Origin of the sequence: Desulfovibrio sp. ZJ200, assembly GCF_011039095.1 — a bacterium.
GTDB lineage: Bacteria > Desulfobacterota > Desulfovibrionia > Desulfovibrionales > Desulfovibrionaceae > Desulfovibrio.
Map to the genome: position 1 here is coordinate 38,738 of NZ_JAAKEH010000002.1, position 13,930 is coordinate 52,667.

General features: G+C 62.4%; 12 protein-coding genes and 1 tRNA gene. 4 read left to right on the forward strand and 9 right to left on the reverse strand.

Translation table 11 applies throughout. From position 1 onward, the window contains the following. Positions 1 to 433: 433 nt before the first annotated feature. Positions 434 to 658 carry a SlyX family protein gene (locus tag G7Y52_RS00935; protein WP_165064672.1) on the reverse strand — a complete coding sequence of 75 codons (225 nt, stop codon included), beginning with the start codon at positions 656 to 658 and terminating at the stop codon, positions 434 to 436. A gap of 238 nt (positions 659 to 896) precedes the next feature. Between G7Y52_RS00935 and G7Y52_RS00940 the strand changes: the two genes are divergently transcribed. Beyond that, positions 897 to 1,298, forward strand: a complete 402-nt coding sequence (locus G7Y52_RS00940; RefSeq protein ID WP_165064675.1) for a diacylglycerol kinase — start codon at positions 897 to 899, stop codon at positions 1,296 to 1,298. A 201-nt stretch (positions 1,299 to 1,499) separates the two neighbouring features. Here the strand turns inward: G7Y52_RS00940 and G7Y52_RS00945 are convergent, their stop codons facing one another. The 5 genes from G7Y52_RS00945 to G7Y52_RS00965 all read right to left on the reverse strand — a co-directional run bounded on the left by G7Y52_RS00945 (position 1,500) and on the right by G7Y52_RS00965 (position 7,506). After that, entirely contained in the window at positions 1,500 to 3,293 is a 1,794-nt protein-coding gene (locus G7Y52_RS00945) for a YgiQ family radical SAM protein (protein ID WP_165064925.1), read from the reverse strand. A 325-nt stretch (positions 3,294 to 3,618) separates the two neighbouring features. Continuing rightward, positions 3,619 to 4,044, reverse strand: a complete 426-nt coding sequence (locus G7Y52_RS00950) for an EF-hand domain-containing protein (RefSeq protein WP_165064678.1) — start codon at positions 4,042 to 4,044, stop codon at positions 3,619 to 3,621. Positions 4,045 to 4,203: 159 nt separating this feature from the next. Beyond that, on the reverse strand, positions 4,204 to 4,605 hold the full coding sequence (locus G7Y52_RS00955) for a hypothetical protein (protein WP_165064680.1): 402 nt from the start codon (positions 4,603 to 4,605) through the stop codon (positions 4,204 to 4,206). Positions 4,606 to 4,670: 65 nt separating this feature from the next. Beyond that, positions 4,671 to 5,936, reverse strand: a complete 1,266-nt coding sequence (locus G7Y52_RS00960; RefSeq protein WP_165064683.1) for an AMP-binding protein — start codon at positions 5,934 to 5,936, stop codon at positions 4,671 to 4,673. 211 nt (positions 5,937 to 6,147) lie between these two features. Beyond that, the gene (locus G7Y52_RS00965; RefSeq protein ID WP_241159547.1) at positions 6,148 to 7,506 is read right to left on the reverse strand and encodes a ClC family H(+)/Cl(-) exchange transporter; all 1,359 of its coding nucleotides are present in this window, start codon (positions 7,504 to 7,506) and stop codon (positions 6,148 to 6,150) included. Positions 7,507 to 7,845: 339 nt separating this feature from the next. Between G7Y52_RS00965 and G7Y52_RS00970 the strand changes: the two genes are divergently transcribed. After that, positions 7,846 to 7,921: transfer RNA gene (locus tag G7Y52_RS00970), tRNA-Phe, on the forward strand. Positions 7,922 to 8,358: 437 nt separating this feature from the next. Beyond that, complete coding sequence (locus tag G7Y52_RS00975) at positions 8,359 to 9,168, forward strand: YkgJ family cysteine cluster protein (protein ID WP_165064689.1); 810 nt, start codon at positions 8,359 to 8,361, stop codon at positions 9,166 to 9,168. Positions 9,169 to 9,280: 112 nt separating this feature from the next. On the opposite strand, the gene G7Y52_RS00980 is transcribed toward G7Y52_RS00975, so the two are convergent. The 3 genes from G7Y52_RS00980 to G7Y52_RS00990 form a co-directional block, all read right to left on the reverse strand. Continuing rightward, positions 9,281 to 10,183 carry a DNA polymerase III subunit delta' gene (locus G7Y52_RS00980; protein ID WP_165064692.1) on the reverse strand — a complete coding sequence of 301 codons (903 nt, stop codon included), beginning with the start codon at positions 10,181 to 10,183 and terminating at the stop codon, positions 9,281 to 9,283. Between the two features lie 220 nt (positions 10,184 to 10,403). Further along, positions 10,404 to 11,681 (reverse strand): adenylosuccinate synthase, encoded by a 1,278-nt coding sequence (locus G7Y52_RS00985; RefSeq protein WP_165064695.1) that lies wholly within the window; start codon positions 11,679 to 11,681, stop codon positions 10,404 to 10,406. A 234-nt stretch (positions 11,682 to 11,915) separates the two neighbouring features. Beyond that, positions 11,916 to 12,281, reverse strand: coding sequence for a hypothetical protein (locus G7Y52_RS00990; protein ID WP_165064698.1), 366 nt, complete (start codon positions 12,279 to 12,281; stop codon positions 11,916 to 11,918). Positions 12,282 to 12,645: 364 nt separating this feature from the next. On the opposite strand from G7Y52_RS00990, the gene G7Y52_RS00995 reads away from it, so the two are divergent. Beyond that, positions 12,646 to 13,923: an IMP cyclohydrolase gene (locus G7Y52_RS00995; RefSeq protein ID WP_165064701.1), complete on the forward strand. Its 1,278-nt coding sequence runs from the start codon at positions 12,646 to 12,648 to the stop codon at positions 13,921 to 13,923. Positions 13,924 to 13,930 lie beyond the last annotated feature (7 nt).

The following is a 13,930-nucleotide window of genomic DNA, read 5'->3' on the forward strand; positions in this document are numbered from 1 at the left end:
TCAGAGCGGTTGCCGTTTTCAACAGCAAACCGCTCTAGAGCAATTTCACTTTGAAATTGCTCTGCTGACGCGAAAGCGGCAGCCGCCGCAACGCGGCGTACATTCAGGCGAAAACCGCGTTTTTCGCCTGAATGCCACCTTTGACTTTCATAAAAAGTCAAAGGTAATCTGCTCTAGAGCATTTTGCTTTTGAAATTATTCAATTTCAAAAGCGGCGCTGCCATCATTTCGCGTCCAGGCTTCAGCCGTTGCGACGAAGGAAGCTACGGATGAAGACAGCAACTGGTTACTGCGGCAGCCAGTCAACGCAACCGCTGTCGCTATCCGTAAGCAAGCAAAGCTTGCTAACGGCTACCGCAACGCGGTCTGGACGCTCATTCGGCGCGGGCGTCCGCTCCCGCGGCCGCCAGAGCAATTTCAAAGTGAAATTGCTCTAGTAGCGCTCCGGCATAAAGTGCGGGGGCGGGGCGTTTTCAGGCTGATCGGCCAATTTGTCGCGCAAGAGCCGGATGACTGCCAGCGCGTCGGCGATTTGCTGCTCCAGCCTGTCCAACTGCTCCTGTTGGAGCGTGAGCGCGTCGTTGAGTTCCCTGAGCTGCTCTTCCTGAAAAAAGCTGATCTCTTCCAGGCGGGTAAGGCGATCTTCGGCATCAGACATTTTTTCTCCTTGCAGACTGAGGGGGCTTTTTCCCGGCTGCAATCCGGGCTGCGGAAAGAGCGCATGTTACCTTTGAAAGGCTCTAGAGCAATTTCACTTTGAAATTGCTCTGGCGGCCGCGGGAGCGGACGCCCGCGCCGAATGAGCCTGAAAACCACGCTTTTCAGGCGAAATGATGGCAGCGCCGCTTTTGAAATTGAATAATTTCAAAAGCAAAATGCTCTAAAGGTAGACAGCCATGACTGAGCAAACACCGCGCAATCTTCGCAATGATCTGAAGGGGCGCTCCGGCCTGCGGCGGATCTGGAACGCCTGTCTTTATTCTTGTGACGGCTTTGTTGCCGCCTGGCGGGACGAGCAGGCATTTCGCCAGATCGTCTGGGGCTGCGTGTTCGGCCTGCCCCTGGCTTTCTGGCTGGGCCAGACCTGGGGGGACCGCGTGCTGCTCAGCCTGGTGCTGCTCATTGCCCTTCTGGTGGAGCTCCTGAACAGCGCCATTGAAAACGTGGTTGATCGTATCTCGCCGGATCTGCACCCCTTGTCCAAAAAAGCGAAGGACATGGGCAGCGCCGCGCAGCTCATTGCCCAGATGGGCATCCTTCTGGTCTGGGGCACCTATGTGGTCTCCCGTTTTCTGTAGAGCGGGTTTGGATTGAACGTCTCTCATTGAGAGCGTTCAGCTGCTTTCATGAGCAAAGCACTCTAGAGCAGATTACCTTTGACTTTTTATAAAAGTCAAAGGTGGCATTCAGGCGAAAAACGCGGTTTTCGCCTGAATGTACGCCGCGTTGCGGCGGCTGCCGCTTTCGCGTCAGCAGAGCATTTTCAAAGTGAAAATGCTCTAGCGTGAGCCGGAACGCGGCCTTTTCCGCCGCTCTGCCGCGCGTGGGGCCTGGCGTTCGTCAGAACCGGCGAGCGTGGCCATGAGGATGCGATGCTGGCGCAGGCGGGCAGCGTCGGAGCGGGCCACGTAAATGGCTTCCCCGCTTTCGTCCCGGCCGCAATAATACATGGCCGTGGCAATGGTGCCCGGCGTGGGAATAAAGCACTGGGTCTGGCGCGGGCTCCAGCGGCGCTGCCGCAGCCAGCGGGCCAGGATGCGCATATCCTCGTCAGTGCAGCCGGGAAAGGCGCTCATCAGGTAGGGCACCACATATTGCTCGCGCCCCGCGGCCCGGCTTTGGCGCGCGAAGCTTTCCAGAAATTGTTCAAAAACCGCGAGCGGCGGTTTGCGCATCAGGGCCAGCACCGAGGGCGCGCAGTGCTCCGGGGCTACCTTGAGCTGGCCGCCGGTAAACTCCCCGGTATAGGCGGCCAGGGCCTCGGGCTCGCGCAGCGCCAGATCGGCGCGCACGCCACTGGCCACGCGCACCTGCTTTACGCAGGGCAAGGCCGCTGCCGCGCGCAGCAGTTCCACATGTTTGCGCTGCGGGGTCACAAAAGCCTTGCAAACAGAAGGGAAGCAACAACTGGAGCGGCGGCAGCCGCCGGCATGAGACGCGGCGCCGCCCTGCGCAGTTTCCGCGTCCAGGGCGCAATGCGCCTGCCACATATTGGCCGTGGGGCCGCCCACATCGGAAATCGCCACCGGTCCTTTGCCCCGCGCCATGTTTTCCTCTCCCAGGCGCTTTGCTTCGGCCAGAATGGACGCGGTCGAGCGTGAGCTGATTTTTCGTCCCTGGTGCAAGGCCAGGGAACAAAAGGAGCAACCGCCGCCGCAGCCCCGGTGGCTGGTGATGCTGGTGCGCAGCATTTCCGCGGCCGGAATGGGCTCCGCATAGGCCGGATGAGCCTCCCGGCAAAAAGGCAGGCTGTAGAGCTCGTCCATTTCCGCTGTGCTCAGTGGCGCTGCCGGAGGAGCCAGCACCAGAGCGCGGCCCTGGACAGGCTCAAAGGCCCAGGCGTCGCCGCGGTGTACCTGGCGCTCCAGCTCTTGCGTAAGTCTGAGCAATTGCTCCGGTTCCGCCAGAAGGCGTTCATGGCCGGGCAGAACAATGCCCGGTGCAGCGGCAAGCGCTTCCGGCAGATTGGCCGGGCGACCGTCGGCGTCCAGCCTGTCGATCCAGGCCGTGCCCGGAATGCCCGGCAGATCGCGCCCCTGCTCCAGTCGACGGGCGCATTCCAGAATCGCGCGTTCGCCCATGCCCCAGATCAGCAAATCTGCCTTGGCGTCCATGAGCAGAGGGCGGCGGAGGGTGTCGGTCCAGAAGTCATAGTGGCTGACCCGTCGCAGGGAGGCCTCAATGCCTCCCAGCACAACGGGCAGGCCCGGAAAAGCCCGGCGCGCCAGATTGGCATAGACCAGGCAGGCCCGGTTGGGCCGCGCCCCGGCTTTGCCGCCCGGGGTATAGGCGTCATCATGACGTTTTTTGCGAAAGGCCGTGTAATGGGCCAGCAGAGAATCCAAAGCCCCGGCGCTGACTCCGGCGAAGAGGCGCGGCCGCCCCATGACCAGGAAATCCTCGGGCGTGTCCCAGCGGGGCTGGGCGATCAGGCCGGTTTTCAAGCCGTGCCGGATCAGCCAGCGCGCCAGCAGCGCGCAGCCGAAGGAGGGATGATCCACATAGGCGTCGCCCGTGATCAGCAGCACGTCCAGCCCGTCCCAGCCCAGGGCGCGCATTTCCGCGGCGGACATGGGCACAAAGCGCGGCTGGCCGTTGGAGCAGGCATGTTGGGCCCGGCCGTGGGGCGTGCCTGGCGCGGGCTCTTTGCTGCCCGCAGCCGCGGACGCCTGGCCGCGCGGAAAATCCGGGAAGACGGGCCTGCTTTGGGGCCGCAACGCGTTGCGGCGGCCCCCTGCCCCTTTTCCACGGTCACACGGAGCGCGTGCCGCGCTGTTGCGCGGGCCCGAAGCGGAAGCGGCGACCGCTTCAGGCCGCCGCTGTGTGTCATCCGCGCCTTTTCCGTCCGATTGCGGTTCCACAAGCCGCCAGGGAACGGGAAAGGGCGGAGTTTTGGATTTATCGGCCATCAGGCGGCGTCAGCAAAGGCATGCTGGCGTTGCCCGGCGGGGGAATAATCGGATCGCCGGGCATATTGTTCATGCGCACGCCCTGTGTCTTGGCGGCCGGGGGCATAGTGCCCGGTCTCATGCCTGCGGCGTGATCCTTGCTGAAGATTTCCCATTCCTCACGCACCACAACGCCGTCGCCGTTTTTGTCGATGGACTTGAAGGCCTCTTCCCGCATACCGGGAAAGGTGGCCATGAATTCCTCAAGAACCACCTTGCCGTCGTTGTTCCTGTCCATTTCAGCGAATTTGTCCTTGGGGGCCGTGCCTGGCTTTTCCGCGGCCAGGGCGGGCAGGGCCAGCAGACTCAACAAAGCCAGCAGGCCGAACATCTGCCAGAAGGCCGACAGATCAGGCAAACGCAATAAACGCGTCATAGTATGCTCCTTGTAAGGCAACCAAACGGTTGCGGTTATCTCTAGGCAGCGATCTAAAGATCGCGTGCGGCGGGGATGCCGGTCGGCTTCAACCCGCCGCATTTAGTATCCTTCAATCCGGGCGCGCTGTCCAGTCTTGCCGCGAAGCGGCGCGGCCGCTCAGGCGAAATTTTCCCCTTCGCGCTCCACGCGCTCAATGAAGAGCAGCAGGTTGTCGGGCTCGCCTTTTTTGTGATCGTCCGGGTAGAGCAGGGCGGACATGTAAAAAACGGACTTGAGCTGCAAGGCGGTGCGCGCGCTGCCTGAAAAGCGCTCCAGAGCCAGGGCCAGATTGAAGCGCGGCTCGCCGGGCAGGGGCGCGAGCAGGGGCTTGGCTTGCTCGCTCAACGCTGCCAGCAGCTCGGCTTTTTCACGCATTTTTTCAGTATAGCCGGGTACGTCGCCTTTTTCCAGGCGTTGCAGGGCCTCGCGCTCCACCGCCATAATCGCGGCGTGCCGTTCCCTGAGCCATTGGATAAGCCGGGCCAGGGCCTCGCCGCTGGCGGTGGTCTGCTCGCTCATGGCCTTCTCCTTTGCGTTGGGGACAGGCAAAAGCCCGGCCGCGAGCCGGGCTTTTGCAAGGTCGGTCAGTCCCAGTGGCGTTTGTCTTCAATGGGCCGGATCTGCGGGGGCAGGCTGCCCGGAGCCAGAATGCGCAGCTCGGGACGCAGTTTGATCTTTTCGCGGAACTGGTGAAGCAGTTCTTCTTCGCGTTTGAAACCGCTGGTTTCGATGAAGAGCGTCATTTCATCAATGCCGCCCGGATTGGTGACCTCGATCTGCCAGCGTTTGATCTCCTCAAAGCGGCTCATGACCTGCTCGACCTGATGCGGATAGACGAACATGCCCATGATCCGGGCCGTGGTATCCACGCGGCCCACAATGCTGCCCAGGCGCGGGCTGGTCCGCCCGCAGGCGCAGGGGCTGCGGTCGATGTAGGAGAGATCGCCCGTGGCCAGGCGGATCAGCGGATAGGTCTTGTTGAAGGCCGTGACCACGATTTCGCCCACTTCGCCGTCCTTGAGCGGGATGCCCGTATCCGGGTGGCAGATCTCCACATAACAGCGGTTGGCGATGTGCAGGCCGACCTTGTGGAAGCACTCGTAGCCGATGCAGCCCACGTCCGCGGTGCCGTAGCCCTGGCGCATGATCAGATCGTATTTCTTTTCCATCTGGGAACGCATTTTTTCCGAGAGGCGCTCGCCGGTGACAAAGGCCACTTCCAGAAAGAGATCCTTGCGCAGGTTAAGGCCCTTTTCTTCGGCTTTCTGGGCCAGATGCATGAGAAAGCTGGGCGTGCCCACATAGCCGGAAACGCGCAGCTTCTGCATGATGTCAAGCTGGGTGGCCGCGTCGGACGGCCCGGCCGGAATCACCGCGCAGCCCAGATTGCGCAAGGGCTCCTCAAACATCAGGCCCGCGGGCGTGAGCTGGTAATTGAAGGTGTTCTGCACCGCGTCGCCGGGGCGGAAGCCCACGGAATAAAAGGCCTCGGTATAGCCCCAGTAATCCTCTCCGCGATCTTCGGGATCAAAGATGGGGCCGGGCGAAAGAAAGATGCGCTTGAGCTCGCCGATATCCTTGGTCAGAAGCCCGCCCAGGCGCGGCCCCATGGACTGCAGAAAGATCAGCTCTTTCTTTTTCAGGATGGGGATGTGTTTGATGTCCGAAAGGGTTTTGAATTTTTCAACATTGAACTGCGCGCGATCGAAACGTTTTTTGACGTCTTCGGAATAGCGGTAGGCATACGAGAGCAAGTCTTTAAGCTGGATCAGGCAATATTGACGGCGCTCGCTTTCATCAAGCACTTCGCGGCGGCTGTATATGCCTTCTGTACGGTCTTTACGGGTCATACCCACTCCAGATGGCCGATGTTAGAGAACAGTAAGGAAGCAGAACATAGCCACTCCATTGGGAAAGCGCAAGTCTTTTTTATAAAAATTAATAATTTGCATGAGTTATGCAAATACACAGCAGAGCATTTTCAAAGAGAAAATGCTTTGCGCTCCGGCCAGGCTCGGCCAAAGCCGTGAAGGCAGGAAGATCCGCCGTTCGGCAACTGCCTTACCCCGCTTTTCCGTGTTTGATCCGGGCCTGATGCGCCTTTTCCAGGTTCACGGCGCGTTGCTTCAGGCTGTCGTACACCGGCTGCGAACCCAGGCTGTTGGCGGTCAGGGCGGCTATGTAGGCCGCCACCAGCACCGCCGGGATGTTCTGGAAAGAGTTGGTCATTTCGATCACCAGGGCCGTGCCCGTAAGCGGCGCGCGCACCGTGGACGCGAACAAACCGGCCATGCTCACGAGAAGCACCGTGGCAATCTGATCCGGGCTGATGCAGGACAGGGAAAGCAGCATGGAGGCCACGCAGGCGCCGGCAATGGCCCCGCCGAGTAAAATGGGCATCAGCAGGCCGCCGGACACGCCCGAAGCCGAACTGACGCAGGAAAAAATAACTTTGACGCCGAGCAGCAGCAAAAGCGCGCTCAGGGGCAGGGGCAGCTTTTCCAGGGCCGGGGCGCTCACCCCGAAGCTGGCCAGCACCTGCGGATAAAAGTAGAGCAGAAGGCCGCTGAGCAGAAAGGGGGTCAGCACCCGCAAGGGCTGCGGCAATCGCGAGCGGTCGGCCCAGAGCACCATGCGGATCAGGATGCCGTTGTACAGCACGCCCAACATGCCGGTCACAGCACCGAGCAGGGGCACGATCCACCATTGCGGCAGACTCAGAAGCTCCGTGCGGCTGAAAGGAAAGATCAACCCGAATCCGAAGAGCACCTGGATCACAAACCAGGCCGCAAAAGCCGCCACGGACGTGAAGATCAGCATGGGCGCGCTGATCGGGGTCTTCATTTCCTCAAAGGCGAAACAGAGCCCGGCAGCGGGCGCGCCGAAAGCCGCGGTCAGCCCGGCCGCGCTGCCGCCAATCAGATAGCGCGGCATTGTCGCGGCCCGATCCTCGTGCCAGATGTGCCCCACGCCGCAGCCCACGGCCGCGCCCATCTGGATGCAGGGCCCCTCGCGCCCCACGGACAGGCCGCCGGTCAGGGAAACCAGGGTGGCCAGAAACTTGGCCCAGATCACCGTGGCCCAGCGCATGGGCAGATGCCCGGCCACAGTAAGCTCTACCTGAGGAATGCCGCTGCTTGCGACCAGGGGCTCATAGCGCAGAAAAAGCCAGGCCAGGGCCGCCAGGACGAGCAATGCGGCAAAAATGCTCGCGCCCACCCACGGATCGGCCAGGCTGTGGCCCTCCACATAACGGACAATCAGCATGTTGATCAGGTCAAAGGCCCGGCGGAACAGGCCGATCACCGCGCCGGTGATGCCGCCGGTGAGCAGGGCCTGCAGCAAAAGCTGCCAGACGCCCAGGGTGCGCAGGGCCTGCAAATCTCGCAGGGTGGGGGGAATAAGAGTGTGAAAGGCCACGAAAAAGCTCCTTGCGGGTGCTGCAACGTAGAGAGAAGTATGGCCGGAACCCGCGCAACATTCAAGCTTTCCTGCGCAATGGCCCCGACGCAGTGGCAGCGGTACCGTCTGCATCCGGCCGGATGCCAGGGCATTTCCCCAAGCCGTGTCCAGCCCTGACGCGCCGCGCACGCAGCACGCCCCCGGCCACTTTTACCGCTCCCGTGGCAATATGCCGATATTTTTGAAGATATTTTTTAAATGCCCCTGTGGGGGCCAATTTGCCAAAAAGGGCTTGCCAAAGCCGGGGCAAGCGGGTACAAAACATCTTCATCCACAGCGGCGCGCTGGCGCCCAAAAGCCGAGGTAGCTCAGTTGGTAGAGCAGGGGACTGAAAATCCCCGTGTCGGCAGTTCAATTCTGTCCCTCGGCACCATCTGAAAATCCCACAAAGTCCCGCAAGAGCCAGAAAGCCTTGCGGGACTTTGCTTTTGCGGATTTTCATTATCTCGCCACGTCTCGTCAGGCAGCCCTGGCCGCCATGTTGTCCCCTTGATTGATCCGTGTTTGCATCTTACATGTACACGAGCCCAGGACGCTGCCCCTGGACGATCGGTAGAACCAGGCCATAAGCAACGTGAATCGTGTATCCGGAAATCCTGCGCTGCCTGTTGGTGCAGAGCGCGCAGAGTCGGGGGTTGGGAAAAGCAGGGGATTTTTGCTTCGCGCGTGATCGACCGTCGAAAATGCAGGCCCTGTCTTTGGCCGGGCGCGTACTGGCCCTTCTGAAAACAGCCGCCCGCAATTTCGGTCAGGATTGCTTGAATGTGAGGACGCGCTCAACGGGCGCCGCGGCGCAGAGGACGACAGGCAATGACGGAATGGGACGCAAAAGATGCGGCGCTTCCCTGCGAAAGCGCGGCGGAACGCGCGCTTTTCAAGGCCGCGTACGGGTATTTTTTTTCTCCGGACGCGGCCGGGCTCACCTTGCTGGAGCGGCATGTCCGTGGCGAAAAGGCCGAGGGTTTGCGCGCCGCGGCGCTGGTCATGCAGGCCGCCAATGCCGAGCTTGACGAAGAATGCCGGGAGATTGGCGCGCTCTTCGCCCGGCAGGGCCAAACCCTGGCCTGCGGCCCTGGCTGCACGGGCTGCTGTTTCCAGCTTGTGCTCTGCACTCCTTTTGAAGCCGCGCTGATCGGCATGTACATGCGGTCGCGCCCCGAGCTTGGGGCTTTTTTTCTCACGTCCCACCAAAAGTGGGATGCCGCCACAAAGAATTTCCGGGAAAGTTATCTGGCCTGGGCAATACAACGCTACAGAAACGGCGTGGACGACGGCACGCATTGTCTGCTGGATTATTATCTGGCCTGCCCTTTTCTGGACAACGGCCGCTGCCGCATCTATCCGGTCAGGCCTTATGCCTGCCGCAGTTGCGTGGCCGTGTCCGGGGAATGCCGCAGCCCGACGCAGCCGGGCGAAAAACCGGGCATGCATAATATGGAACTCGCCGCGTACACCCCGCACAAAAAGGCGCGCGAGGCCGCGCTGGCTCTTTTGTGGAAATCCGTGGGCCTTGAGCCCGCGCAGACCAGACCGCGCATGCTGGCGGAACTTGTGCGGCTTTGGCTGGAGTCGGGCGCTGCCGCCGTGCTCAAGGCCTGCGCAGCGCAGCGGGAAGAGTGAGCCCCCTGCCGATGTTGATCATGCGCGCCGCGCGCCGCCAGGGCTGCCGCAGAAGATGCGTCAGCGCTGCCTTGGCTGAAAAGCGCCTGCGCGAGATCGGCTTGCCGCAGGGTCAGGGCTGGGAGTCGGGCCCGCGCAGCACAAAAAGCCTGGCGGCCAGAGCTTCCAGCACGCGGCTCGGGGTGACGCCGTAGCGCAGGGCCTCCTGCGCTTCCGCCAGCCAGTGGCCGCAGACGGCGCGGCCGCGCGCGTCCAGGGTTGCCAGGGCCGCGTCCAGGGGGCGCTCCGCCTCCCCGGCCAGCACCCGGGCCAGGGCTTTCTGGCAGCAGAGCAGCAAACGCCCGGCCAGGGCCGCGTCGACAGCGCCTCTGGCGGAAACGCGATCCAGAAAGCCGCGCCCCTCGCGCAAAAAAACAGCCAGGGCGTCTTCCCAGGGGGCCAGGCTTGCGTCCTGCGCGCGGCTGTCCGGCCAGGGCAGGGTCAGGCAGAAAGAGCGGGAAACCAGGGTGGGCAGCAGTTGCTCGCGCTGCGGCGCCAGCAGCACGAAAAGCGTGGAGGGCGAGGGTTCTTCGAGGGTTTTGAGCAGGGCGTTGGCCGCCTCATCGCGGGTCAGGCTCAGCCCCATGAGCAGCACCACCCTGCGCCCGGCGCCGTGCGGCGCGTCGCGCAAACGGCTTTTCAGCTCGCGCACCCGCTGCATGTTGAAAGCCCGCACCAGCCCGGGATTTTCCTCATCCTCGCGGTTGCCGATGCGCCCGTCATAGGCGCAGAGATCCAGATATTCGCCGGAAGCGATCTGCATACAGATCGCGCAGCTCAGGCAGGGGCTTTGGTTTTCCCGCGCATGGGGACAGTTGCAGCGGCAGGCCCAGTAGCGGGCCAGATCCAGGCGCTGTTCCTCGCAGCCGCCTTCCAGCAGGAGCACCTGGGGCGGCGCGTCGCCCAGACGGTCCAGAGCGCCCTTGAGGCGGTCAAAAGCCGCGTGGGCAATGGCGGGAAGCAAGGCCTGATCCATAGAAAACCCTAAGAGCAGATTACCTTTGACTTTTTATGAAAGTCAAAGGTGGCATTCAGGCGAAAAACGCGGTTTTCGCCTGAATGTACGCCGCGTTGCGGCGGCTGCCGCTTTCGCGTCAGCAGAGCATTTTCAAAGTGAAAATGCTCTAAGAGCCGGATGCGGCAGGGCAGGCCAATATGTGCGCCCGGCCGCGCCGCGCGGAGGTAACGCGCCCCGTTCAGCGGACAATGGTCTGTTGGCGATCCGCGCCCACGGAAAGCAGGGAAACCTTGACGCCCGTCAGTTCTTCAATGCGCCGCACATAGGTCTGCACCGCAACCGGCAGATCCGCAAACGACGCACATTGGGAAATGTCTTCCTCAAAGCCGGGCAGTTCCTCATACACGGGCGTGACGCGTTCCAGCGCGCCTTCTTCCTGCGGGAGGTATGCAACGCGCCGCCCCTGGCAGTCGTAGGCCACGCAGATCCGCAGGGCGGGCAGGTTGCGGAGCACGTCCAGCTTGGTGAGGGCAATGTCCGTGAGCCCGTTGAGGCGCACGGTTTCGCGCAGGATCACGGCGTCCAGCCAGCCGCAGCGGCGCGGGCGGCCCGTGGTGGCTCCGAATTCGTGGCCGTTGCTGCGCAGATAGCTGCCCGTGTCGTCCAGCAGTTCCGTGGGGAAGGGGCCGGAGCCCACGCGGGTGGTATAGGCCTTGACGATGCCCACAATCCGGTCGAGCCTGGAGGGCGCGACGCCGCTGCCCGCCGAGGCGTTGCCCGCCACGGTGTTGGAAGAGGTCACAAAGGGGTAGGTGCCGTGATCAATGTCCAGGTGAATGCCCTGCGCGCCCTCGAAAAGCACGTCCCCGCCGTCGTTCACGGCCTCATGGATGCGGCTTTCCACGTCCGTGAGATAGGGAATCAGGCGCGGAGCCAGTTGCAGCAACTCGTCACAGACCGCAGCTTCATCCAGCGTGTCGTATTTGTACAGCTCGCGCAGCAGCACGTTTTTTTCCAGCAGGGCGTGACGCACTTTTTGGCGCACCAGCTCGGGATTGTCCAGATCCCCGGCGCGCAGGCCCACGCGGGCGGCCTTGTCCTCGTAGCAGGGGCCGATGCCCCGGCCGGTAGTGCCGATCTTGTGCCCGGCGCGCTTGGCTTCGCGGGCTTTGTCCAGGCTTTTGTGATAGGGCATGATCAGATGCGCCTTTTTGCTGATGCCCAGTCGCGCGGGCGAAACGTCAATGCCCCTGGCCTTCAGGTGGTCCACCTCGCGCAGGAAAACTTCGGGGTCCAGCACCACGCCGTTGCCGATCAGGCAGATCTTGCCTTCGTGCAGAATGCCGGAAGGAATCAGGTGAAGAATGGTCTCCTCGCCCTTGACCCTGATGGTGTGCCCGGCATTGTTGCCGCCCTGAAAGCGCACAATGACCCGGCTTTGGGCGCTGAGCATGTCCACGATCTTGCCCTTGCCCTCGTCTCCCCACTGTGCGCCGATGATAACCGTGTTTGCCATGACTGTTCCTGTCTGAAAGTCCGGCCGTAAAAGCGGCCTGTTGTCGTACAGCAGCAAGCGTCCGTGGCGCGCGGCTGCGCGCGGGAAAAGATCGCCGCGCAAAGGCGGATCAGGGGACGCAAGATCTTGATAGTATCTACCCCGGATGGCCAGGCAAGTCAAATGCCTGATCTGTGCTGCCGTGCCGCAGTCGCGGCCAATCCGGCGCTCTGGGCGCGGGAAGGGGCAGGGGAGTCAGCGATCCGAATCCGGGGCGGGCTTGACGCTTTTGAAAGGCAGCACACGGCAGCGCCGGGAGAGACTCTCGGGCCGCTCCTGAGCGCGGTCCGCGTTTTCCAGGGCAAAGCCGGGCACGAGATTGTCCACAGCGTCGGCAGGAGGCTCCCCGCGCAATTGGGTCTGCCGCGACCAATAGTAATTGAAAAGCTGGTTTTTCCAGCGCTTGGCCTGGATCAGCGAAAAAATCAACGCCGCTTCTTCCCAGCGCTTGGTGGGTTCAAAGCGGGCCGAGGCCGTGGCGTATTTGCTCCACAGCGACATGAGCGAGGCTTCGTCTATGGCGTCCAGTTGGCGCGCCAGCCGGGCGAGCAGTTTTTCCATGTAACCTCCGGGTTCCCGTCGCCGACCTATGTATGTCGTTGCGCCGGCTTCGTCAACGCGCAAGTGCGTCAGCCCTGCCCCGGGCAAGAGCGGCTCTGGCCCTGAGAAAGCTTTTGTGCTAGGGAATGCCTTCCACGACCGCGCGGCAGGCGGCGCAAACGTCGTTGACATAGAGCGTTTTGCTCATGAAATGAGCCAAACGCTCTGACAGGGCGAAGCCATGTCCGCCGCGAGCGTCAGCCGTTGGCGGCTGTGCCGCCTTACGGATGACGACAGCAGAGACAGGCGCAGGCGAAATGTACTTTCGCCGTTAAGCGCCGGAGCGAGCGTTTCAAAAGCAATATGCTCTAGTACCGGAGGCAGCATGTCGGATCTCAAGGCCATGTACAGCACCGTCCACAAGGACGCTTTCCCGGAAACCATGACCATCATCCTGGGCGAGGAAAAGCTCGTTTATGAGAAGCGCGTCTGGACGCTGGAGCAGGAAGAAAAAGGCCTGCGCTACGGCGAAAATCCGGATCAGCCCGCCGCGCTCTATGCCCTCAGGCAAGGTTCCCTCTCCTGCGGCGGCCTGACCTGGCGCGGCCCGGGCAACGGCATTGTCTCGGCGCTCACGGAAAGCCAGATGATCCAGGCGGGCAAACATCCCGGCAAGACCAACCTGACCGACGTGGACAACGGGGCCAATATTCTCCAATATCTCACCGAACGCCCGGCGGCCGTGATTTTGAAGCACAACAACCCCTGCGGCGCGGCCTGGACCCATGACGGCGTCGCCGCCGCGCTTGAGCGGGCCTTCTGGTGCGATCGCATTGCGGCCTTTGGCGGGGCCGTGGTGGTCAACCGGCCTTTCAGCCGCGAAGCCGCCGCAATGGTGGCCGCCAGTTATTTTGAGGTGGTGGCCGCGCCGGCCTTTGAAGAAGGCGCGGTGGAGATCCTCAAGAGCCGCAAGAACCTGCGCATCATGGAACTCCCCGGCCTTGGCCGCCTGGAAGAGCTGACCCGCTCGGCTTTTCTGGACATCAAAAGCCTGGCGGACGGCGGCATTATCGTGCAAAAATCCTTTGTAAACCGCATCCTGGCGGACGCCGACTTTCTGCCTGCCGCGGCCACGGACAAGGAGGGCCTTGAGGTGGTTGCGCGCGCGCCGGACAAGGCCGAACTGGCGGATCTGCGTTTCGCCTGGGCCGTGGAGGCGGGCGTGACGTCCAACTCCGTGATTTTCGCCCGGGACGGCGCCACTCTGGCTATCGGCACCGGCGAGCAGGATCGCGTCGGTTGCGTGGAGCTGGCCGTGCACAAGGCCTATACCAAGTATGCCGACGCCCTGGCGTTCAGGGAGCAGGGGCTTTCGCTGTATGATCTCAAGCAGAAAGCCGCAAATGATGCCTCCCTGGCCGAAATCCTGAGCGCCATAGACGCGCGCGCGCGCGAGGCCCGCGGCGGCCTGATCGGCTCGCGTCTGGTTTCCGACGGGTTTTTTCCTTTCCGGGACGGCGTGGACGCCGCCATTGCCCAGGGCGTCACGGCCATTGCCCAACCCGGCGGCTCGTTGCGCGACGCCGAGGTGATCATGGCCTGCAATGAGGCGCAGCCGCAGGTGGGGATGGTCTTTACCGGCCAGCGATCCTTCAAACATTAGGCAGTCC